Genomic DNA, 22979 nt, shown 5'->3' with positions numbered 1-22979 from the left:
CATGGCTGACACGGCAAAGCCGAGCTTACGCGATCTGGATCCCCAGCAGATGAGAAAGCTCGTCGCGCTGGCCAGGGATCGCGGCCGGAGTGCCGACAGGAGTGGCGCCAGTGCCATTCCGGTGGTGGCGCGGAGCGGATCGTTGGAAATGTCCTTTGCGCAGCAGCGGCTCTGGCTGCTGGCGCAGCTCGATGGTACGAATTCCAGCTATCACATTCGCGGAGCATTGCGGCTTACGGGCGAGCTCGATCTCGAAGCCTTGCGTCGCAGCATCGACCGTGTGTTCGCGCGCCACGAAGCCCTGCGCAGCGTCTTTCGCGTAGTGGACGAACAGCCGCGCGTGGTGCTGCTGCCCACGGATGCGCGTGTGCCGCTGCTCGAACATGATCTGAGTAGCCGGGACGATCGCGAGCAGGAGCTGGCGCGCCTCTGCCGCGAGGAGGCCGCGACGCCGTTCGATCTCGCCGCTGGACCGTTGGTCCGCGGTCGCCTGATCCGGATGGCGGAGGGAGAGCATCTCTTCTTGCTCACCCAGCATCACATCGTCTCCGATGGCTGGTCGATCGGCGTGCTCATGCGCGAGCTCGGCGCTCTCTACCGGGCATTCGCCGCCGGCAAGGACGATCCTCTGCCGCCATTGGCAATCCAGTATCCGGACTATGCCGTCTGGCAGCGGCAATGGCTGTCGGGCGAACGCTTGCAGCGGCAGGTCGACTATTGGCGAGAAGCACTCGCGGACGCTCCTGCCGTGCTTGAATTGCCGACGGATCGGCCGCGTCCGCCAATCAGGTCGCTCGCCGGGGCGTCCCTGCCGATCGAAATCGATGTGGAGCTGGCCTCCGGCATCAGGCGACTGAGTCAGTCGCATGGCGCCAGTGCTTTCATGACGGTGCTGGCGGCCTGGGCAGTGGTGTTGTCGAGACTCTCCTCGCAGACCGATATCGTCATCGGGACTCCGACGGCCAACCGAAATAGGCCGGAGATCGAGGGCCTGATCGGATTCTTCGTCAACATGCTGGCTGTCCGCGTTGATCTCTCGGCGGAGCCCAGCGTGGCCGAACTGCTCCGCCGCGTGCGCGCGGCGGCGCTCGCGGCGCAGGATCATCAGGACCTACCGTTCGAGCAGGTCGTCGAGATCGTCCAACCGCTGCGACGGCCGGAGCAGACACCGGTCTTCCAGGCCGTGTTCGCCTGGCAAAACAACGAGAGGGGGCCTCTCGAGTTGCCCGGCCTCAAAGCCGAGGTCGCTGATATTCCGCTGCAACAGGTCAAGTTCGATCTCGAGCTCAATCTCGGCGAGATGGACGGGCGCATTGTCGGCTCCCTGAATTATGCGACGTCGCTATTCGACGAAGCGACGATCACGCGCCATCGGGGCTATCTGTTGACCGTGCTGCGGGCGATGATCTCCGATGCGGACCAGGAGGTCGATCGGATCGATATCATTGGTGCCGATGAGCGCAGGCGCGTTCTCGACACTTGGAACGAGACGGCCACGCCGTTTCCCTCCGAAAGCTGCATTCAAGATCTGTTTGCGGAGCAGGTGAGAAGGGCGCCGGACGCCATTGCGCTGGCATACGAGGACGTTCGTCTGAGCTATAGCGAGCTCGATGCGCGGGCGAACAGGCTTGCGCGGCACTTGATCACCTTGGGAGTGGTGCCGGATCAGCCCGTTGCGATCTGCCTGCCGCGGGGCATCGCAATGGTGGTGAGCCTGCTGGCCGTGCTGAAGGCGGGCGGCGCCTATCTGCCGCTCGATCCCGCTTATCCTGCGGAGCGGCTACGTCAGATTGTCGACGATGCCAGGCCGCGCCTGCTGATCGCAGACGCCACAGGACGCGCGATCATTCCAGATGGGACCTGCGAGATGGTCGACCCCGACGCAGACGCAGGGCTGGCGACGTCGGATCCGAGTGTTCTCCTCGAAGGCCTGACTGCGCGAAGCCTCGCTTACATCATCTACACGTCCGGCTCGACCGGTCGGCCGAAGGGGGTGATGGTCGAGCACCGTGGCCTGGTGAATTTGGCGTTGGCGCAGCGGGCGTTGTTCAACGTCAATTCGAGCAGTCGCGTCGTGCAATTTGCCTCGCTCAGCTTCGATGCCAGCATCTGGGAAATCGTCATGGCCCTGTGCTCGGGCGCCGCGCTGTTTCTGGCCGGCACGCGCGAGCATCAGGACACCGCGGCATTGTTCGGCTATCTCGCGGACAATGCGATCACGCATGCGACCTTGCCGCCGGCGATGCTGCACGGGCGGACCGATCTCGAACGGCTCGCCTCGTTGCGGGTTCTCGTTCTTGCCGGTGAATTGCCCAGGGCCGAGCTGGTCAAGGGATTGCCTCCTGATATTGCCGTCTTCAACGGTTATGGGCCGACGGAAGCAACGGTCTGCGCCACGAGCTGGTTGCGGCATCGGGGCTTTGATGGCGACGCGGCTCCGATCGGTCGACCGCTGCCGAATGCGCGGATCTATCTTCTGGACCGGTTCGGTGCGCCCGTTCCGCTCGGTGCGGTCGGTGAAATCCATATCGGAGGGGTCGGCATCGCGCGCGGTTATCTCAATCGCGCCGATCTGACGGCGGAACGCTTCGTGCGCGATCCCTTCTGCGGCGATGCGGATGCACGCATGTACCGCACCGGCGATCTCGGCCGCTATCTCCCGGACGGCAATATTGCGTTTCTCGGCCGCAACGACCACCAGGTCAAGATCCGTGGCTTTCGTATCGAGCTCGCTGAAATCGAGTTTCGGCTCAACGAGCACGCCGACGTTGCCGATTCAATCGTGCTGGTGCAGCGCAATCATGGCGGCGACATGCGGCTGGTCGCCTATGTGGCCGCTAGGGGGGGCGTAAGGCGCGATCGCGGAGAGCTTGCCAGCGCGTTGCGCGATCACCTGCGTGCGTGTCTGCCGGACTACATGGTGCCGTCAGCTTTCGTAAGTCTCGATGCACTCCCGCTCACGCCGAATGGCAAGGTGGACCGCAAGGCGCTACCGGCGCCGGAGAACGATGCATATGCGCGGCGCCGTTTCGAACCGCCGCGCGGCGAGGTCGAGCAGATTGTCGCAAATATCTGGGCCGAGCTCTTGGGCGTCGATCGGATCGGACGCAGTGACCACTTCTTCGAGCTCGGCGGCCACTCGCTGCTCGCAGTGCGCATGCTGGAGCGATTGCAGCGGCATGCGCTGAGGGCGGATGCGCGCATGCTGTTCGCGAAGCCGGTGCTGGCGGAATTTGCCGCCAGCCTCGATGGCGGCGTAGAAGCCGACGTTCCGGTCAATCAGATCACCCGGCAGACGACGGCGATCACACCGGAATTGTTGCCGCTGATCACGTTGACGCAATCCGACATCGACAGCATCGTGGCCGACGTTCCTGGCGGCGTCGCCAACATCCAAGATGTCTACGGCCTCTCGCCACTTCAGGATGGCATTCTCTTCCACCACCTGCTGTCGAAGGAAGGCGATCCCTATCTGCTGGTCGGCCGAATGGCATTTGCCAGCCGCGACCTGCTCGATCGCTATCTCGACGCGGTCCGGCAGGTGGTCGCCCGTCACGACATTCTGCGAACGTCTATCGTGTGGAGCGGACTGTCCACGCCGGCACAGGTGGTTTGGCGGCAGGCGTCCTTGGTCGTCGACGAGGTCGTGCTGGATGGCGAAGGCCCTGGGGATGAGCAGCTCGCGCGACGATTCGATCCGCGTTTGCATCGGATCGATCTCGGACGGCCGCCGCTTTTGCGATTTGCGGTCGCGGCCGATCCGGGTGGAGAGCGCTGGCTGCTTTTGGTCCTGCTGCATCATTTGATTGGCGACCACTCCACGCTCGAAGTGATGCACGACGAGGTCGGGAAGATCCTGTCCGGGCGGAGCCACGAATTGCCGCCGCCTTATCCGTTCCGGAATCTGGTGGCACAGGCGCGCGGATCGGCGGCGACCGTGGAGCATGAGCGTTTCTTCCGCGGCATGCTCGCCGACATCGACGAGCCGACCACACCGTTTGGACTGGACCGGGTGCACGGCGACGGCGGTGGCGTCGTGGAAGCCCGGCGAATGCTGCCTGAAGGGTTGAACGCAAGGCTTCGTGTGCAGGCGCGGCGGTTGGGCGTCAGCCTCGCCAGCCTTTGCCATCTCGCCTGGGGGCAGGTGGTGGCGCGAACCAGCGGGCGCGAGCACGTGGTGTTCGGGACCGTCCTGTTCGGCCGCATGCACGCCGGCGCGGGCGGCGATCGCACCATGGGCTTGTTCATCAACACCTTGCCGTTGCGGCTGGATCTTGGTGACGCTGCGGTCGAGGACAGCGTTCGTGATGCGCATCGCCGGCTGACCGAACTGATGGCACACGAGCACGCCTCCCTGGCGCTCGCGCAGCGATGCAGCGGCGTCACGGCACCTGCGCCTCTGTTCAGCGCGGTCCTGAACTATCGGCACAATGCAATGCCGGCGGATCTGGCTGCCAACAGGGAGAGCACCGGCATCGAATGGCTCGGGGGCGAGGAACGCACCAATTATCCCCTGATGCTGGCGGTCGAGGATTATGGCCAGGCGCTTGGCCTGACCGCCCAGATCGTCCATCCGTTCTCGGCCGATCGCATTTGCGCCATGATGCAGCAGGCACTCGATCAATTGGCCGATGCGCTGGATCGCGCGCCGCGTGCGCCGGTCCGGCAGCTCGACATTTTGCCCCACGACGAGCGGCAGCTGTTGCTGGAGACGTGGAACCGGACGCAGGCGCATGATCGGCGACAGTCGTTGATCGAGCAATTTGAAGCACAGGTCCGGAAGTCACCTGAGGCGATCGCGCTGGTGTTCGGCGAGGTGGCGCTGAGCTATGCCGCACTGAATGCGCGTGCCAACCGGCTGGCGCGACGATTGCGGGATCACGGCGTCGGGACCGAAATCGTAGTCGGGCTGGCGCTCGACCGCGGCGTCGAGATGCTGGTCGCACTGCTGGCGGTGCTGAAGGCCGGCGGGGCCTATCTGCCGCTCGATCCGGACTACCCGCTGGAGCGGCTGGCGCACATGCTGCGCGACAGCGGCGCGGCGCTGGTGCTGACGCAAGAGAGATTGCACGATCAGTTCGCAAGCATATTAGCGGAGACCGGTGCGGAGGCTTGGCTCATTGATGCACAGGACGGCGAGGGCGGCGATGCCGGCAATCTCGATCTCGCCGTTCACGGCGAGAGCCTGGTCTATGTGATCTACACCTCGGGCTCGACCGGTCTGCCCAAGGGCGTGATGGTCCGCCATGATGCCGTGACCAATTTCCTGGCGACCATGGCGAAGCAGCCCGGCATGACGGCTAGCGACCACGTGCTCGGACTGACCTCACTGTCCTTTGACATCGCAGTCCTGGAGCTGTGGCTGCCGCTGACGATCGGCGCCTGCGTCGTGCTGGCGGATCGCGCGGCCGCGCATGATCCTGCCAAGCTCAAGACGATCGTGCAGCGGCATGGCGTGTCCGTGATCCAGGCAACGCCATCAACCTGGCGGATGCTGCTCGATCACGACGGTCCTGCGCTGCCGGCGAGCTGCCGGGTGCTGTGCGGCGGCGAGGCGCTGCCGCCGGATCTGGCGCGGCGGCTGGTGGCCCAAGCCGGCGAGGTCTGGAACCTGTACGGCCCGACCGAGACCACGGTGTGGTCGGCGTGCCATCGGCTCGATGCGATGGATGATCGTCCGCTGCTCGGCCGCCCGATCGGCAACACCACGCTTTACGTTCTCGACGGTGACCTCAACCTCGCGCCGGTCGGCGTCGCCGGCGAGCTCTATATCGGCGGAAGCGGGCTCGCGCGGGGCTATTGGCAGCGCGGCGGCCTGACGGCGGAGCGCTTCATCCCGGATCCTTTCGGTCCGCCGGGGGCGCGGCTGTACCGCACCGGCGATGTGGCGCGGTGGCGGTCCGACGGCGTGCTCGATTATGTCGGCCGTGCCGATTACCAGGTGAAGATCCGCGGCTTCCGCATCGAGCTCGGCGAGATCGAGGTACGGCTGCAGGCGCAGCCGGGCGTTCGCGCCGCCGTCGTGGTGGCGCGCGAGGCCGGCACCGGCCGCCAGCTGGTCGGCTATGTCAGCGGCGAAGCGCTGGATGGGGCGGCGCTCAAAACGGCGCTGTCCCCGGTGCTGCCCGACTACATGGTCCCGGCGCGGATCGTGGTGCTGGAGCGTCTGCCGCTGACGCCGAACGGCAAGATCGACCGCAAGGCATTGCCGGCGCCGGATCAGCTCGCGGCGTCCGCCCAGCATGTGGCGCCGCGCACGCCGGCGGAGGCTGCATTGGCCGCGATCTGGGCCGATCTGCTGCGCCAGCCCAATATCGGTGTCACCGACAATTTCTTCGAGCTCGGCGGCGATTCCTTGATCGCGGTCCAGCTCGTCAGCCGCATCAAGCGGGATCTCGGCCACGACCTGCCGCTCAATCGTCTGTTTGAATTGACGACCGTTGAAACCATGGCTGCTGCGCTGGGCCTGGAGAGCGAGATCGACAAGCGAAGCGACGACATCGTAGCGATGCTCGACCTGTTGAAGGAAGTCGAACTGTCCCATGAGTGACACGGCAACCACGCAAAAGCAGCAGCTGCGCGACATTTCACGGCGCTTGATGCGTCTCGATTCCGGCAAGCAGCACGCGTTCGTGTCGCAGCTCGCGGCGAAGGGCGTCAACCTCGCCATGCTGCCGATCGTGCGCCAGGGGCATAAGCGGGCGCCGCTGTCCTTTGCGCAAGCGCGCCTCTGGTTCCTGTGGCGGATGGATCCGTCCAGCGCGGCCTACAACATATCAGCGACGGTGCGCGTGCGCGGCCAGCTGCAACCACGCGCATTGCAACAGGCGTTCGATATGCTTGTCGCCCGCCACAGCGCGCTTCGCACCGTCTTTCGGCAGGAAGGGGAGCAGGCCGAACAAGTCATCCAGGTTCCGCAGCCGGCCGCATTGCGGCACCTGGCCCTCGATGGCGACGACCGCGAACGGCAGGCGCGCGAGCTTGCGCGGCAGGAGGCTTCGCTGCCGTTCGATCTCGAGGCCGGCCCGCTTATGCGCGCGACGCTGCTGACGCTGGACGAGGGCGATCACTTCCTCGTCGTCAGCCTGCACCATATCGTGGCCGACGGCTGGTCGATGGGCGTGCTGGTTGACGAGTTCTGGAAACTGTACGCGGCATTCGCTTGCGGTGAAGAACCGGCGCTGCCGGAGCCGGAGATTGACTATGCCGACTACGCCGAATGGCAGCGGCTCTGGATGAGTGCGGTCGATGGCGAACGGCAGGTCGGCTACTGGACCAGGCGTCTCGCCGATCCGGCGGTGCTCCAGCTGCCGATCGACCGGCCGCGCCCGGCGGTCCCGGATCTGGCGGGATCGGCACATCGCATCCCGCTCGACCCGGCGCTAGCCGATGGCTTGCGCGGGCTCGCGCGGCGGCATCGCACGACCCTGTTCGCCGTCCTGCTGGCGAGCTTCAAGCTGCTGCTCTATCGCTACACCGGGCAGTCCGACATCAACATCGGCGTGCCCGTCGCCAACAGGCATCGCGGCGAAGCGCGCGGCGTGATCGGTCTGTTCGTCAATACCCAGGTGCTTCGCACGCAGATCGACGGCCGCGCGGCGATCGCGGACTTCATTGCGGCGGTTCATGCGGCCACTGTCGAGGCACAGGAAAACCAGGACCTGCCGTTCGAACGTCTGCTCGAAATCCTTCGGCCCACGCGCAGCCTGAGTCAGAATCCACTGTTCCAGGTCCTCTACAATCACCAGCGCCGTCGGGCGTCGGCTAGTCCATCGGATCGGACCGGTCTCCAGATCGAGACGATCGATACGGAGGTCGATGCCGTCAAGTTCGACCTCGCGCTCGATACCGAGGAGGGGCTGTCAGGCGAAATCCGCGCCGTCTTTACCTATGCGGCGGCGCTGTTCGAGGCGGCGACGATCGAGCGTCTTGCCGCGCATTGGACCACGACCCTGAAGGCCATGGTTGCCGACGACGCGCAAGGGATCGCCGATGTGGCGTTGCTGTCCGAACAGGAACTGGGGCAGTTGCGGCAATGGAATCGCGCCGACGAAACGGCAAGCTCATCGTTCACACCGGTGCATCGGACGGTTGCACGGCTGGCCGCCGAAACGCCCGACGCGCCGGCGCTGGTCTTCGGTGACTATGAAATCAGCTATGCCGAGCTCAACCGCCGCGCCAATCGGCTCGCACACCACCTGATCCGCCTCGGTGTCGGGCGCGACGACCTTGTCGGTGTCTCGGCACGGCGTTCGCCAGGCCTCATTACAGCGCTGCTCGCCATCTTGAAGACGGGTGCAGCCTATCTGCCGCTCGATCCCGAGCATCCGGCCAGACGACAGGTCGGCACCCTGCGCGATGCCGGCGCGCGTGTCGTGCTGGTCGACGCAGATAGTTCGGCGTTAACGCCGCCGCCAGCTGGCGTTGTGGTCGTTCCGCTCGGTGCGATCGATCTCGCCAAGGAGAGCGAAAGCGATCCCGAGATCGCGGTGGTGCCAACCAGCCTTGCCTATGTGATCTACACCTCCGGCTCCACCGGCATCCCCAAGGGCGTCGCGGTCGAACACGGTCCGTTCGCCATGCACTGCGAGGTGACGGCCGGGCTCTACGACATGGATCGGCACTCGCGCGAGCTGCACTTCCTGTCCTTCACCTTCGATGGCGCCCATGAGCGGCTCTGGACCGCACTGACCTGCGGCGCGGCGCTCGTGATGCGGGATGCGGACCTGTGGTCCGCCGAACAGACTATCGAGGTTCTGCGCCGGCAGCGCGTCACCAATGCCGGATTCCCGCCCGCCTACCTGCAACAGCTCGCTGATTTCGCGATGTGGCGTGGCGATCCGCCGCCAGTCGAGTTGTACTCGTTCGGCGGCGAGGCGATGCCAAAGGCCGGCTTCGACAAGGTCAAGCGCGCGCTCAAGCCGCGGGCATTGATCAACGGCTACGGGCCGACCGAAACCGTGGTCACGCCGCTGGTCTGGAAGGTCGATGCGAGCGAGGAGATCGACGGCAATTATGCCCCGATCGGTCGCCCGGTGGGCCGCCGCTCGGCCTACATCCTGGACAATGATTTCAACATCGTCCCGGTCGGCGTGACCGGTGAACTGTTCATCGGCGGCGAGGGCTTGGCGCGCGGTTACTGGCAGCGCGCCGAGCTGACGGCCGACCGCTTCGTCCCTGATCCGTTTGGCGCGCCGGGCGCGCGGCTGTATCGCACCGGCGATCTGGCGCGGTGGCGCGCCGATGGCGTCATCGAATATGTGGGCCGGACCGATCATCAGGTGAAGATCCGCGGCTTCCGGATCGAGCTCGGCGAGATCGAGGCATGGCTGATGCGGCAGGCCGGCGTGCGGTCGGCCGTGGTCGTTGCCCTTGAAGCCAGCGTCAGCCGTCAGCTGGTCGGCTATGTCGCCGGCGATGGGCCGTTCGACGAAGCGGCGATGCGTGCGGCGCTCTCGGATGAGCTGCCCGACTACATGGTGCCGGCCCGCATCGTGCGATTGGACCGGCTGCCGCTCACCGCGCACGGCAAGGTTGATCGCGACGCCCTGCCGGCGCCTGAGATGCCGGCCGCAACCACCGCGCATGTCGCGCCGCGCTCCGCAGCCGAGACGGTGCTCGCTGCGATCTGGGCCGAGCTGCTCGGCCAGCCCGCCATCGGCGCCACCGACAATTTCTTCGAGCTCGGCGGCGATTCCATCATCTCGCTGCAGCTGGTCGGTCGCGCGCGCCAGACGGGCCTGCTGATCGAGCCGCGTGACGTCTTCCGGCATCAGACCTTGCAGGATCTGGCGCGCGTGGCGCGGAGTGAAGACAAAGCGGAGATCGTCGCCGCTGAGATCGATCTCGACGGCCGCGAGCACCTGCTGCTGCCGATCCAGTTGCGGTTCCTCAGTGAGGATGCAGGGGACCGTCATCACTGGAATCAGGCCGTCCTGCTGATGCCGAAGTCGCGGCTCGACTGGAAGCTCGTCGAGCTCACGCTTGCCGCTCTTGTCGCGCATCATGCGGCCCTGCGCCTGCGTTTCGAGGAGATTGATGGCGGTTGGCGCGCGACGTACGGCGCTACACCGCCAACGTCCGAGCTGCTGTGGATTCTTGGTGACCTCCAGGATGCCGCCGCAGTCACGAAGGTCGCCTCACAAGCTCAGGCCAGCCTGTCGCTGGCCGGGCCGCTGTTGCGTGTGGTCGGCATGGATCTCGCGGACGGCAGCCAGCGGCTTCTGGTGGTGGTGCATCATCTCGTCATCGACGGCGTGTCATGGCGTGTGCTGCTCGAAGACTTTGCGACGGCGTACGATCAGCTCCGTCAGGGCGCGGCTTCAGTCGCGCTGGCGAGGAGCGACTCTTATGCATCCTGGGGCGCGCGATTGCAGACCTATGCTGCGACCGACGAGCTGGCAGCCGAGCTCGATTATTGGCTGGAGCGAGGATCGCATGCCGCGTTTCCCTGCGATGACGATCATGGCGGGGTCGACCGGGTTGCAGACGGCGATGAAGTCCTGCTGGCGTTCGACGCCGGATTGACCACGCGGCTGCTGAAGGAAGCCCCGGCCGCCTACCGCACCCAGGTCAATGATCTCCTGCTGGCGGCACTTGCGCGAGCGGTGTCACGCTGGGGCGGGATTGAGGATGTCGTCGTTGAGCTCGAGGGCCATGGCCGCGAAGACGTCTTTGCGGGCGCCGATGTGTCCCGCACCATCGGCTGGTTCACCACTGCTTTTCCGGTGCGGCTGTCGGGTGGCTCCGAGGACGATGCCTCTCTGATCAAATCCATCAAGGAGGAGCTTCGGGCCGTTCCCAACCGCGGGCTGGGGTACGGCATCCTGCGCCATCTCGGCCCCGAGGCGCAGCGGAGCGCACTGGCGACACGCCCTGAGCCGCGCATCGTCTTCAACTATCTCGGCCAGTTCGATTCCAGCATGGGAGAGAGTGCCCCGTTCCGCCTCGCGCCCGAGAGCTCGGGGCCGATGCGCAGCGAAAGCGCGCCACTCGGCCGCTGGGTCAGCATCAACGGTCAGGTCGGCGAAGGACAGTTGCGCCTGTCGTTCAGCTATGGCCGCAGGCGTTACCGGCGCGCAACGATCGAACGTCTCGCCGAGCATTACGCGGCTTCCTTGCGCGAACTCGTCGCGCATTGCACGGGCGGCGCCCGCGGCATCACGCCGTCGGACTTCGCCTTGTCGAACCTCAAGCAGGCTGATCTCGACGCGCTGGTCGCGACGATCGACTGCCGCGAGATCGTGGACATCTATCCGCTGTCGCCCATGCAGCAGGGCATGCTGTTCCATGCCCTTCGTGATGGCGAGAGCGGCAATTACGTCAACCAGATCGGCCTGGAGGTCCGTGGTCTCGAGGCCGGCAGGCTGCGCGCAGCCTGGCACGAGATCAGCTCGCGCCACGCCGTGTTGCGAACCGGATTTGCGTGGCGCGAGCTGTCGGGGGCCGCGCAGCAGGTGGTCTATCGCTCTGCGCCTTTGCCATTCGAGGAAGAAGACTGGCGCTCGCGGGCGGCCGCCATGGAAGAGGAGGAGCTGCGGGTTGCGCTCGCGGGTATTGCGCAAGCCGAACGTACCAGGGCATTCGATCTGTCTCAGGCGCCATTGCAGCGGGTCCGGCTGATCCGGCTCGACGAGGCACGCCACTGGCTGATCTGGACCCATCACCATATCCTGCTCGACGGCTGGAGCGCCGCGCGTCTCATGGCTGAGATCCTGCAGCACGAACGCGGTGCGCGACTATCGGCCGTGAAGGGCCGCTACCGCGACTACATCGCGTGGCTGCAAAGGCAGGACCGCGACGCGTCCGCGTCGTTCTGGCGATCGGCCTTGGCCGAATTGGACGAGCCCAGCTTCCTAGCGGACACGCTGGGAGGACCTGCGGCCAACGGTGCTTCCGGCCATGGCTCGTCGGACCTGCTGCTCACGGCCGACCTGACGGCAAGCCTGCAAGCCTTTGCGCGGCGCGAGCGCGTCACGCTGAACACGCTGGTGCAAGGCGCTTGGGCGCAGCTGTTGCGCCGCCACACCGGTCAGCGCGCGGTCTGTTTCGGTGCGACGGTCTCGGGCCGGCCGGCGGAGATCAGCGGGGCCGAGGAGATGGTCGGCCTGTTCATCAACACGCTGCCCGTCGTCGATCAGGCAAGCCCGCAAACCGAGATCGGAGCGTGGCTGCGCGATCTCCAGGCGCGCAACACGGATCTGCGCGATCACGGCTGGATGCCGCTGTACGAAATCCAGCGTCTTGCCGGCCGTTCCGGACGCGCGTTGTTCGACAACATCCTCGTGTTCGAGAACTATCCGGTCGATCAGGCGCTGCGGGGCGAGAGCGAAAGCGGACGCCGGTTCGGCCGGGTCGAGCAGGTCTCGATCACCAACTATGCGCTGACGGTGGCGGTCTTCGCCAAGCCCGACGGCATCAATCTGGGCTTTCGCTACGATCGCAGCCGCCTCGACCACGATCATATCAGATATCTGCAAGCCTCGCTGTCGCAACTGCTGGCCAGGATCGTGGCGGACGCCTCGCGGCCGCTGGGCGCGCTGGACAGCCTCGATGCCGATGAGGAGCAGAGATTGCTCGGCTGGGGCGGCAGCGCCGAGCGGGCACCGAAGCTTGGCGACACTATCGTCGCGCAGATCGAAGCCCGGGCCGCGGCTTCGCCATCGTCGATCGCGTTGATCTTCAGTGAACGGCAGATCAGCTATGGCGAGCTGAACGCGCGTGCCAATCGCCTGGCATGGCGGTTGCGGGAGCACGGGATCAGTCGCGACCGGCTGGTCGGCTTGGCGCTCGAGCGCAGCATCGAGCTGATCGTCGGCGTCCTGGCCGTGCTGAAGGCCGGAGGCGCCTATCTGCCGCTCGATCCCGACTACCCGTCCGATCGCCTGCTCCACATGCTGCGTGATAGCGGAACGGCGCTGGTGCTGACCCAGGAGCGGCTGCTTCCGCATCTGGCGTCTGTGATCACGGATGCGGACGTCGAGGCCTGGACAATCGACGGCGAGGCTGAAGCTCGGATCGAAGCCCATGCCGGCAATCCCGGTGCGGCGCTTCATCCGGACAGCCTGGCTTATGTGATGCACACATCAGGCTCGACCGGCGTGCCCAAGGGCGTGGCCTGCTCGCATCGCGCGCTGGCGGCGCGGCTTGACTGGATGCAGGCGGAGTATCGTCTCGATCCTGCCGAGACCTTGCTGCACAAGACCCCGTTCAGCTTCGACGTCTCGGTTTGGGAGATATTGTGGCCGCTCGCAACCGGCGCGCGGCTCGTGATCGCGGCTCCAGGCGCGCATCGCGAGCCGCGACTCCTGGTGGACGCCGTCATCGCCCATGACGTGACGACGCTGCACTTCGTGCCGCAGATGCTCGAGCATTTCGTGGCCGAGCCCGGCGCGGCGCGCTGCACCTCGATCAAGCGCCTGTTTGCTGGCGGCGAGGCGCTGTCGCTCGATCTCATGACGCGTGTACGTGCGGCGTTCCCCCACGTGCGATTCGACAATCGCTACGGTCCGACCGAGGCTCTCATCAACGCCACGTATTGGACTTGTCGCGACGAGGATGGGACGAGCGTGCCGATCGGCCAGCCCATTCCCGGCGTGACGATCCGCATCCTCGACGCCGATCTGAACATGGTTCCGGCAGGCGTGACTGGCGAGTTGTTCATCGGCGGGGCCGGTTTGGCGAGGGGCTATTGGCGGCGCGAGAAGCTGACGGCGGAGCGCTTCATTCCCGATCCCTTCGGGGAGCAAGGCGAGCGGCTCTATCGGTCGGGAGACCTGGCGCGCTGGCGCGCCGATGGCGCGATCGACTATGTCGGACGCGCGGATCACCAGGTCAAGATCCGCGGCTTCCGCATCGAGCTCGGCGAGATCGAGGCGCGGCTGCTCGAGCAGCCCGGCGTTCGCTCCGCCGTGGTGGTGGCGCGAGAGGTCGGCGCCGGCCGGCAGCTCGTTGGCTACGTCAGCGGCACGGCGGAGTTGGAAGAGGCTGCGCTGCGGACAGCGCTGTCGGCCGTCCTGCCGGATTACATGGTGCCGCCGAGAATTGCCGTGCTGGAGCGGCTGCCCTTGATGCCGAGCGGCAAGGTTGATCGCCAGGCGCTGCCGGCGCCCGACATGGCCCATGGCCATGCGGATCATCAGGCGCCACGCACGCCTGCGGAGATGGCTTTTGCGGCGATCTGGGCCGAGCTGCTCGGCCGGCCGGCCGTCGGCCTCACCGACAATTTCTTCGAGCTCGGGGGCGATTCCATCATCTCGCTCCAGATGGTGAGCCGCGCCCGGCGCGCCGGATACCTGATCGAACCGCGTGACGTGTTTCAGCACCAGACCTTGGAGGCTTTGGCGCTTGCAGCGCGTTCGCAACAGCGCGCGGGCACGCTCGCCGACCAAGGGCAGGTCACCGGCCCGCATCCGCTCTTGCCGATTCAATCCCGCTTCTTTGCGGAGGACATGGAGAACCGGGATCATTGGAACCAGGCGGTGCTGTTGCAGCCGAGAGAGCGTCTCGACTGGAACGTGATGCGGCGCGCACTCGCCGCCGTGGTCGATCATCATGATGCACTGCGCCTCCACTTCGAGGAGAGGCAAGGGAACTGGTGTGCCGAGCACGGCGCTGCTGTGGGCGCGGAGGACCTGCTCTGGGTCCGGCAGGCGGCCGGCCGCGATGCCGTGACGGCGCTGGCATCGTCGGCGCAGGCGAGCCTGTCCATCTCCGAGGGCAGGCTTTTGCGAGCGATCGGCATCGATGTCGCCGACGGCAGCCAGCGTTTCCTGATCGTGATCCACCATCTCGTGGTCGACGGGATGTCATGGCGCATTCTGCTGGAGGACATCGCCGCAGCTTACGCGCGGCTTGGAAACGGCGACGCCACGGTTGTGCTTCCGCCCAAGAGCCACGCCTACGCACTGTGGGGACAGCGCTTACGGACCTACGCAACGTCCCCTGAACTGGCGGCGGAATTGCCTTACTGGGCCAGCCGCGGCGCGCATGCGGACATTCCCTGCGACGACGATCATGCCGACCTCGATCGCATGGCGGATGCCGATGAAATCCTGCTGTCGTTCGAAGAGCAATGGACGCAGCGCCTGCTGGCGGAGGCGCCATCGACTTATCGTACGCAGATCAACGATCTCCTTCTTGCCGGCCTTGCACGCGCCGTCTGGCAGTGGAGTGGGCAGGACGACGTTCTCGTCGAGCTGGAGGGGCATGGCCGCGAGCCTCTCGCTGGCGATCTCGACCTCTCGCGCACGGTCGGCTGGTTTACGACGGCTTTTCCCGTGCGGTTGGCCGGTGGCTCGGAAGATCCTTCGTCATTGATCAAGACCGTGAAGGAGGAGCTTCGCGGCATTCCCGGCCGCGGGCTGGGCTACGGCGCATTGCGCTATCTTGGCTCCGAAGAACAACGTTTGGCGCTATCGCATGCCGGCGAGCCGAAGATTGCGTTCAATTATCTCGGCCAGATCGACGGAGGCGACGAGGCGGCGCTGTTCAAGATGGCAGCGGAAAGCGCCGGCCGATCGCGGGATGCATCGAGCCCGCTGCGACGCTGGCTGACCGTGAACGGCACGGTGCGCGATGGTCGGTTGTTTCTATCGTTCGGGTTCGGCCGCAAGCGCTATCGGCGCGAGACGGTCGAGCGGTTGGCTGCGTTGTACGAGGCTGCGTTGCGCGAGCTGGTCGATCACTGCACCGGCGGCGCTTGCGGTCTGACACCATCGGATGTGGCGTTGTCGGGGCTGGGTCAGACCGAGCTCGACAGGCTTGCGCTTGATTGGCGCGAGATCGAGGACATCTATCCATTGTCGCCGATGCAGCAGGGCATGTTGTTCCATGCGATGCATGACGGCGAGAGCGGGCTCTACGTCAACCAGGTCGCGGCGGAGATCCGTGGGCTGGACGCCGGAAAGCTGCGCCGCGCCTGGCAGGCAGCCAGCGATCGTCACGCGGTGCTGCGGACGGGATTTATTTGGCGTGACCTGTCCGGCGCGCCGCAACAGGTCGTCTATCGACGGGCCGAAGTGCCCTTTATCGAGGATGACTGGCGGGCACGGAGTGCGACCTGGGACCAGGCGCAACTGGATGCGGCGCTGGCCGACGTTTCGCGGCAGGAGCAGGCCGCCGGCTTTGACCTGTCGCGGCCGCCCTTGCAGCGCGTTCGGTTGATCCGGCTCGGCAACGACAGGCATTGGCTGATCTGGACGCATCATCACATTCTGCTCGATGGGTGGAGCTCGGCGCGGTTCATCGCCGAAGTGATGCAACATAACGGCGAGGGGCGCCTGCCGCCGTTACGGCACCGCTATCGCGACTACATCGCGTGGCTGAAGAGCCGCGACAGCGACGCATCGGCGGCGTTCTGGCGCAATGCGACGGCTGGGCTGGTCGAGCCGAGCTTCCTCGCAGGCAGCCTGGCCGAAGGGGGGGACGTGGAAACGTCCGGCCATGGCATGCTTGCGCTGGAGCTGGATCCTGCCATGACCGGACGGTTGCAGGAATTCGCGGCGCGCGAGCGCATCACGATGAACACGCTGGTGCAGGCGGCATGGGCGCAGTTGCTGCGACAGCATACCGGGCAGGGCACGGTCTGCTTCGGTGTCACCGTCTCGGGCAGACCGCCGGAGCTCGCCGGCGCCGAAGAGATGGTCGGCCTGTTCATCAACACGTTGCCGGTCATCGACGGTGTCGGCCCGCAGCAGACCGTTGGATCATGGTTGCACGAGTTGCAGGATCGCAATCTGGCCCTGCGCGAATTCGGCGCGACGCCGCTCTACGAGATCCAGCGGCTGGCAGGGCGCCCCGGACGGCCGCTATTCGACAGCATCCTGGTGTTCGAGAATTACCCGGTCGACCGCGCGCTGATCGGACAGAACCGGCAGATCCAGGTCGGCGAAACCCGGATCGTCGAGAGCAGCAATTATCCTTTGTTCGCCAGCATCGGCGTCGATGAGCGCCTGCGCCTCGTCTTCAACTATCAGCGCAAATATTTCGACGAGGCCCAGATCGCACGGCTGCAGCGAACCTTTGTGCGGCTGATCGAGGCGCTGAGCATGGATGCCGATCGACCGGTCGGGATGATCGCGGCCCGCGACCCCGCGGATGACGTCCTGCTTGCACGGGCGAACGATACGCGCCGGGATGAACCGCGCGAAGGGATCATTGCGCAATTCGAGGCACAGGTCCGGAAGTCGCCGCAGGCGATCGCGCTGGTGTTCGGCGAGGTGGGGCTGAGTTACGCTGCGCTGAATGCACGTGCCAACCGGCTGGCGCGACGATTGCGGGATCACGGCGTCGGGACCGAAATCGTAGTCGGGCTGGCGCTCGACCGCGGCGTCGAGATGCTGGTCGCGCTGTTGGCGGTGCTGAAGGCCGGCGGGGCCTATCTGCCGCTCGATCCGGACTACCCGCCGGAGCGGCTGGCGCACATGCTGGGCGACAGCGGCGCGGCGCTGGTGCTGACGCAAGAGAGATTGCACGATCAGTTCGCAAGCATATTAGCGGAGACCGGTGCGGAGGCTTGGCTCATTGATGCACAGGACGGCGAGGGCGGCGATGCCGGCAATCTCGATCTCGCCGTTCACGGCGAGAGCCTGGTCTATGTGATCTACACCTCGGGCTCGACCGGTCTGCCCAAGGGCGTGATGGTCCGCCATGATGCGGTGACGAACTTCCTGGCGACCATGGCGAAGCAGCCCGGCATGACGGCTAGCGACCACGTGCTCGGACTGACCTCGCTGTCCTTTGACATCGCAGTCCTGGAGCTGTGGCTGCCGCTGACGATCGGCGCCTGCGTCGTGCTGGCGGATCGCGCGGCCGCGCATGATCCTGCCAAGCTCAAGACGATCGTGCAGCGGCATGGCGTGTCCGTGATCCAGGCAACGCCATCAACCTGGCGGATGCTGCTCGATCACGACGGTCCTGCGCTGCCGGCGAGCTGCCGGGTGCTGTGCGGCGGCGAGGCGCTGCCGCCGGATCTGGCGCGGCGGCTGGTGGCCCAAGCCGGCGAGGTCTGGAACCTGTACGGCCCGACCGAGACCACGGTGTGGTCGGCGTGCCATCGGCTCGATGCGATGGATGATCGTCCGCTGCTCGGCCGCCCGATCGGCAACACCACGCTTTACGTTCTCGACGGTGACCTCAACCTCGCGCCGGTCGGCGTCGCCGGCGAGCTCTATATCGGCGGAAGCGGGCTCGCGCGGGGCTATTGGCAGCGCGGCGGCCTGACGGCGGAGCGCTTCATCCCGGATCCTTTCGGTCCGCCGGGGGCGCGGCTGTACCGCACCGGCGATGTGGCGCGGTGGCGGTCCGACGGCATGCTCGATTATGTCGGCCGCGCCGACCACCAGGTGAAGATCCGCGGCTTCCGCATCGAGCTCGGCGAGATCGAGGCGCGGCTGCAGGCACAGCCGGGCGTTCGCGCGGCCGTGGTGGTGGCGCGCGAGGCCGGCGCCGGCCGCCAGCTGGTCGGCTATGTCAGCGGCGAAGCGCTGGATGGAGCGGTGCTCAAAACGGCGCTGTCCTCGGTGCTGCCCGACTACATGGTCCCGGCGCGGATCGTGGTGCTGGAGCGCCTGCCGCTGACGCCGAACGGCAAGATCGACCGCAAGGCATTGCCGGCGCCGGATCAGCTCGCGGCGTCCGCCCAGCATGTGGCGCCGCGCACGCCGGCGGAGGTCGCACTGGCCGCGATCTGGGCCGATCTGCTGCGCCAGCCCAACATCGGCGTCACCGACAATTTCTTCGAGCTCGGCGGTGATTCCATCATCTCGCTGCAGATGGTGAGCCGCGCGCGGCGCGAAGGCGTGCTCATCGAGCCGCGCGACGTGTTCCGGCATCAAACCATCGAGGCGCTGATTGCGTCGTCCCGAGATGTCGAGCCCGACAAGGAAGACCGCGCATCGGAGCGCGGTTCGCTGGCGGGACTCTCCAGCGAGCAGCTCGAACGGCTCGGTCTGAACTGGAGCCGCGTCGAGGACGTCTATCCGCTGTCGCCGATGCAGCAGGGCATGCTGTTTCACAGCCTGCGCGATGCCGGCAGCGGCGTTTATGTCAACCAGGTCAGTGTCGAGATCCGGGGCCTCGACCCGGAACGGCTCGGCACAGCGTGGCGCGAGGTGAGCGCGCGTCACCAGATGCTGCGGACCGGCTTCCTCTGGCGTGAGCTCTCCGGCTCCCCGCTGCAAGCCGTCTATCGCGACGCCATCGTGCCGTTCGCACAGGTGGACTGGCGAGGGCAGGCGATCAGTGATGAAAGAATTGCGGCGGCTCTTGCCGATGAGCGCGCCGCCGAGTTCGATCTCCAGAGGCCGCCGCTCCAGCGGGTGCGGCTGTTGCGCCTCCAGGACCACCTGTATCGGCTGATCTGGACCTATCATCACATCCTGATGGACGGCTGGAGCTCGGCAAGGTTCGTCGGAGAAGTCCTGGAGTGCTATTACGGCGGCGCTGCTGCCGCGAACGCGACGCGCTACCGCGACTATATCGCCTGGCTGCAGGCGCAGGACGCCAAGGCTGCCGAAGCTTTCTGGCGTGAACAACTCAGGAGCTTTGATCAGCCAACGCAGCTCGCCGACGCCTTCGGCGCGCGCCGCCATCAGGCATCCGGCCACGAACGCTGTTACACGCGTCTCGGAGAGGCCGCGACCGCGGAGCTGAAGGCGTTCGCGCGCCGCGAACGGATCACGCTGAACACCGTCGTCCAGGGCGTGTGGGCGCTGTTGCTGCAACGCTATACGGGCCAGAACACAGTCACATTCGGCGTAACCGTGGCCGGTCGTCCGGCCGGTCTCGACGGATCGCAGCAGATGCTCGGGCTCTTCATCAACACGCTGCCCGTGATCGATACGATTCCGCCCGAAAGCCCGATCGGAGAATGGCTCCGCGCGCTGCAGGACCGCAATTCGGCGATCCGGGACTACGAGCACACGCCGCTCTATGACATCCAGGGCTGGGCCGGCCGCGCCGGTCAGACCATGTTCGACAGCATCATCGTCTTCGAGAACTATCCGATCGAACGCAGCATGCACCGCGGCGCAGGCGCATTGCAGTTCAGCGGCCTCAAGAGTGTCGACGTGACGAACTATCCGATGGACCTCTCGGTGCTGGTCGAAGACACGCTCCAGGTCGAATACACCTATATGCCGAGTCATTTCACCGCAGCGCAGGCGGCGCAGATCAAGGCGCAGTTCGAGCTCTTGCTGGCGGAGCTGACGCGGGATGCCACGGTCGTGCTTGGCAGCATCCATCCCGTCACAGAGCTCGACGCCGCTCTTGCGGATCGTTGCAACCGCCACGCGACGTCGAGCGCTCCGCTGCCGCTGGTACATGAGGCGATCAGCAGCCATGCGCATCGTCATCCGGAGCGGACGGCGCTGACCATCGGCAGCTCGGTGCTCTCGTTCGGAGACCTCGAGCGCAGGGCCAACCGCCTGGCGCATCACCTGATCGCCCGGGGGCTCAAGCCCGAGCAGCGCGTCGGCGTGGTGGTCGAGCGAACTGCTGCCACGATGATTGCGCTGCTGGCCGTGCTCAAGGCGGGTGGGGCCTACGTTCCACTCGATCCCGAGCTGCCCTCGGAGCGGCGCGCGTTCGTCATGCGCGATGCCGCAATCGCGTTCCTGTTGACGGGTCCGCTCGAAATCGAGGGCAGCCCGGACGGCATGGAGCGAATTTCCTTGTCTTCGTTCGAGTTCGACGCGGGACCGGACCATCCGCCGCAGCCCGAACTGCATCCGGAAAACCTTGCCTATTTGATTTACACCTCGGGCTCGACGGGGACGCCGAAGGGCGTCGCTGTCGCCCACGGTCCGCTGGCGATGCACTGTCGCGTCACGGGCAGCCTCTACGAGATCGACGAAAGCTCCTGCGAGCTGCATTTCCTATCGCTGGCCTTCGACGGCGCTCATGAGCGCTGGCTCACAGTTCTGTCGCATGGCGCACGGCTGTTGATGCGTGACGCCGAATTGTGGACGCCGGAACAGACCGTCGAGAACCTGCACGCCCATCGCGTCAGCCATATCGGATTGCCGCCGGCCTACCTCCAGCAGGTCGCCGATTGCGTCGAGCAGAGCGGCAATCCACCGCCGGTCAAGCTCTACTCGTTCGGCGGCGAGGCGATGCCGAAGGCGGGCTTCGACAAGGTCAGGCGCGTTCTCAAGCCACGCATTCTGATCAATGGTTATGGTCCGACCGAAACCGTCGTCACGCCGCTGGTCTGGAAAGTCGATGGCGCGTCGGAATGCGACACGCCCTACGCGCCGATCGGCGTGCCGGTCGGAGATCGCCGTGCCTACATTCTCGATGCCGCGCTCGACATTATTCCCGCCGGCGTCGCCGGCGAGCTTTATCTCGGCGGCTTTGGGCTGGCACGGTGCTATCACGGCAAGGCCGGTATGACCGCAGAGCGCTTCGTGCCTGACCCATTCTCGTCGGCCCCGGGAGCGCGGCTGTACCGCACCGGCGATCTGGCGCGATGGCGCGAGGACGGCACCGTCGAATATCTCGGCCGCAGCGATGACCAGGTCAAGGTCAACGGTTTCCGGATCGAGCTCGGAGAGATCCAGACCTCACTGCTCCGTCACGAGGCAATCGCGCAGGCCGCGGTGGTGGCGGTGCCGGGTGCAGCCGGAAATCAGCTCATTGCCTATGTCGCGCCGAAGGCGGCAGATGACGCCGCGCCTGATGCGGCCGAGACGCTGGTCGAGCGCTTGACCGGTTTCCTGAAGCTCGTCCTGCCGGCCTATATGGTGCCGGCTCGGATCGTGGTGCTGGAGCGGTTGCCGACATTGTCGAGCGGCAAGATCGACCGGCGTGCATTGCCGGCTCCCGATGCGTCGATGCGGAGCTTCGTCCCCCCGCGAACCCCGGCAGAGATTGCAATGGCGCGCCTGTGGTCCGAGATCCTGGAGGTGCCGCAGGTCGGCGTCACCGACAATTTCTTCGAGCTTGGCGGCAATTCAATCCTGTGCCTCAAGGTCGTGGCGCGGGTCCGTCAGGACAAGACGTTCGGGATCGAGATCAAGCTGCGCGATCTGCTTCAGAAGCCGACGATCCGCGCCTTGCTCGCCGGCAGCGCCACCGCGGCGTCCGCCGTCGCATCCGCGCCATCGGCGCTGCTGCCGCTGAATGCCGCGGTTCGCGGCGTGAACCCGGTCTTCGCTGTGCATGGCGGCTTCGGCACAGTGTTCGACTACGGGCCGCTGGCGCGCCGCCTCGAAGGGCACCGGCAGCTGATCGGGCTGCAATCGAGAATGCTGGTCGATCCCTCGTGGACCGACGCCTCCCTCGAAGCCATGGCCGTGGACTACGCGGCCGAGATCAGGCGGATGCAGCCGCGCGGTCCCTATAGCCTGGTCGGCTGGTCCTTGGGAGGACTGCTGGTCGGTCTCGTCGCGGCCGAGCTCGAACGCGGCGGTGAGCGCGTCGATCGTCTCGCGCTGGTCGACAGCTTCGTGCTGCGGCAGCCGGACGGACCGAACCGGCAGGAGTCGATGGCACACTGGGCCGACGATCTCGCAGGATTGCTGTCGGCGGTTCTTCCGAGCGCTGCGGCCTCTCGCATCAAGGCGCAGGTCGAGGCAGCGAAACGCGCTGATTTGCCGGAGACGCCGGAGCGCATCCGCGATCTGGTCGCCTCTGTTGTGGAGCAGAGCAGGAGCGTGAGAGCGAACGACGCCTCGCTCGGCGCCGATGATTTGTCCGCTGCATTCGCAGTCGGACGGCACCTCAACAGGCTGGCGCAGAACACAGCGCTGCCGCGGGGCCTGGAAGCCACGCCGCTCTGCTGGTGGACCTCGACCCGTCTGGCACAGCGTGATCGGCTGGAATCGCAGATGCCGAAGGCGGTCGATCGCGGCTTCGTCGGCGACAACCATTTCACGATCCTGAGGGATGCCGGCCTGCTCGATGAGATCTGCGGTCTGCTCGTGCCGGCGGAGGCGTCGACGATCGCGCAGGATACGGTCCCGGAGCCAGCGGAGTAA

General features: G+C 66.1%; 2 protein-coding genes. Both read left to right on the top strand.

The features are described 5' to 3' along the window. Nucleotide 1: 1 nt before the first annotated feature. Nucleotides 2-6550, top strand: a complete 6549-nt coding sequence (locus I6F37_RS10310) for a non-ribosomal peptide synthetase (protein WP_225151089.1) — start codon at nucleotides 2-4, stop codon at nucleotides 6548-6550. Further along, a complete protein-coding gene (locus tag I6F37_RS10305) occupies nucleotides 6543-22979 on the top strand; it encodes a non-ribosomal peptide synthase/polyketide synthase (RefSeq protein WP_225151087.1) in 16437 nt (5478 codons plus the stop codon). Before I6F37_RS10310 ends, I6F37_RS10305 begins: the two co-directional genes overlap by 8 nt.

It is taken from the genome of Bradyrhizobium sp. NBAIM08 (assembly GCF_020193935.1).
GTDB classification, from domain to species: domain Bacteria; phylum Pseudomonadota; class Alphaproteobacteria; order Rhizobiales; family Xanthobacteraceae; genus Bradyrhizobium; species Bradyrhizobium yuanmingense.
The sequence above is the reverse complement of the archived record's forward strand: the minus strand, read 5'-3'. Positions and strand labels throughout refer to the sequence as shown.